This is a genomic window from Corallococcus sp. AB038B (genome assembly GCF_003668955.1).
In the GTDB taxonomy this organism is placed as follows: Bacteria; Myxococcota; Myxococcia; order Myxococcales; family Myxococcaceae; genus Corallococcus; species Corallococcus exiguus.
In genome coordinates this window covers 2,118-4,617 of the sequence record NZ_RAWO01000035.1, presented here as the reverse complement: position 1 = coordinate 4,617, position 2,500 = coordinate 2,118, and the positions used below count along the sequence as shown (strand labels likewise).

Sequence of the window (2,500 nt, the reverse complement as noted above, 5' to 3'; positions counted from 1 at the left end):
GCCCGGCTTCAAAGGCTCCCACCTATCCTACACAGCCAATCCCTAGTGTCACTGTCAAGTTGTAGTAAAGGTTCACGGGGTCTTTCCGTCTTGCTGCGGGTAAACTGCATCGGCACAGCTATTTCAATTTCGCTGAGTCCCTCTCCGAGACAGTGCGGAAGTCGTTACTCCATTCGTGCAGGTCGGAACTTACCCGACAAGGAATTTCGCTACCTTAGGACCGTTATAGTTACGGCCGCCGTTTACTGGGGCTTCGGATCATCGCTTTGCCTTGCGGCTGACGAATCCCCTTAACCTTCCAGCACCGGGCAGGAGTCAGACCCTATACGTCGGCTTGTCGCCTTCGCAGAGTCCTGTGTTTTTGGTAAACAGTCGCTACCGCCATTTCTCTGCAACCTCTCTCGGCTTCGGCTGTACGCCTACACCTACCAGAGGCCCACCTTCTTCCGAAGTTACGGTGGAAATTTGCCTAGTTCCTTGGAGGAGAGTTCTCTCAAGCGCCTTAGGATTTTCTCCTCACCCACCTGTGTCGGTTTGCGGTACGGACACCCTGCAGACTCCCTGCGGGACTTTTCTTGGAAGCCGAGCATCAGCGACTTACCCCTTGCGGGGCGCCATGGGGTCTCGGGGATGACTGCCGCGCCTTTATTCGTACGCGACACCCCTACGCCTTTAGACTGACACAACCACCGGTCAGCTCGCCTAGCTTTCTCCGTCCTCCCTCAGTTCAACGTCTGCAAGATGGCGCAGGAATATTAACCTGCTTGCCATCACCTACGCCTTTCGGCCTCGGCTTAGGACCCGGCTAACCCTGGGAAGATTAACTTGACCCAGGAAACCTTGGGTTTACGGCGAGGGGGTTTCTCACCCCCTTTATCGCTACTCATTTCGGCATCAGCACTCCCAGTCGCTCCAGCGGCCTTTTCAGTCCACCTTCGCTGCAACTGGGACGCTCCCCTACCGCCATACGCGCCTGACGCGCATGACCCGAAGCTTCGGCACTAGTCTTGAGCCCCGTTACATTTTCGGCGCGGCCTGTCTTGACCAGTGAGCTATTACGCTTTCTTTAAAGGATGGCTGCTTCTAAGCCAACCTCCTGGTTGTCAATGACCTGCCACATCCTTTCTAGTGTTCACTTAGACTAGATTTGGGGGCCTTAGCTGTCGGTCTGGGTTATTCCCCTCTTGCCAATGGACGTTATCACCCACTGACTGCGTCCCGGGATAACAATTGCCGGCATTCGGAGTTTGATACGGTTTGGTAATCTGGTGAGACCCCTAGCCGTTTCAGTGCTCTACCTCCGGCATTGAATTGCCCGAGCCGATACCTAAATATCTTTCGGGGAGAACCAGCTATCACGGAGTTTGATTGGCCTTTCACCCCTACACACAGCTCATCCCAGAAATTTTCAACTTTCATGAGTTCGGTCCTCCATGCGGTGTTACCCGCACTTCAACCTGGCCATGTGTAGATCACCCCGCTTCGGGTTATAATACACGCAACTTAGCGCCCTATTCGGACTCGCTTTCGCTCCGGCTCCACCTATCGGCTTAGCCTCGCTACGTATATTAAGTCGCCGAATCATGATGCAAAAGGTACGCTCTCGCACTGGCTTGCGCCGTAGTGCTCGAACTGCTTGTAGACATGCGGTTTCAGGTTCTTTTGACTCCCCTCACCGGGGTTCTTTTCACCTTTCCCTCGCGGTACTTGTTCACTATCGGTCGCCAAGGAGTATTTAGGCTTACCGGATGGTCCCGGCAGATTCAGACAGGATTGCACGTGTCCCGTCTTACTTGGGTAACCCGCTCAGCTCCAGTTGGCTTTCGTGTACGCGACTATCACGCTCTTTGGTGCGTCTTTCCAGGACGCTTCCACTAGCCCTCCAGAGTCCTACCGCGGACCCGCTACCCCACCGCCATTTGCATGACGTTGGTTTGGCCTCTTCCCATTTCGCTCGCCACTACTTTGGGAATCACTCATTGTTTTCTCTTCCTCAGGGTACTGAGATGTTTCACTTCCCCTGGTTTGCTCTGCAAACCTATGAATTCAGTTTGCAGTAACGCAGCTATTCGCCGCGCTGGGTTTCCCCATTCGGACATCTCCGGATCAACGTTTGGTTGGCAACTCCCCGAAGCTTTTCGCAGCCACCCACGTCCTTCATCGCCTCTTGGCACCTAGGCATCCACCGCACGCCCTTAGTAGCTTACTTGCCCTAATCTCTTGTCTAATGCCCGCCTCCCGGCGGATTTTCGAAACTCGGAGACCAAGGCCCAGACCTCTGCTCTTCGCTAGCAGGCCCGGAAGACATTCTTTATTGCTGTTCTCATTGCTTCTTCTTCTTGTGTGGGAGACTTCGCTTTTGCCCCACCCGGCTGCCTCGCGGCGCCTGGTGAGACTCATTTCGAAGTCGGCACTTCTGTTGAGAACTTCACTCAGCAGAAATTGCAACTTACCCTTCGTATGCACTTGTCAAAGAACGTCCCTGCGACTTCCAGGAAAC

The 2,500-nt window shown here is 54.3% G+C and carries 1 rRNA gene (running past one end of the window); it reads right to left on the bottom strand.

Features of this window, described 5'->3' with window-relative positions:
* Positions 1–2,209, bottom strand: a 23S ribosomal RNA gene (locus D7Y04_RS42340); it reaches 758 nt to the left of the window's first position.
* Between the last annotated feature and the right edge of the window lie 291 nt (positions 2,210–2,500).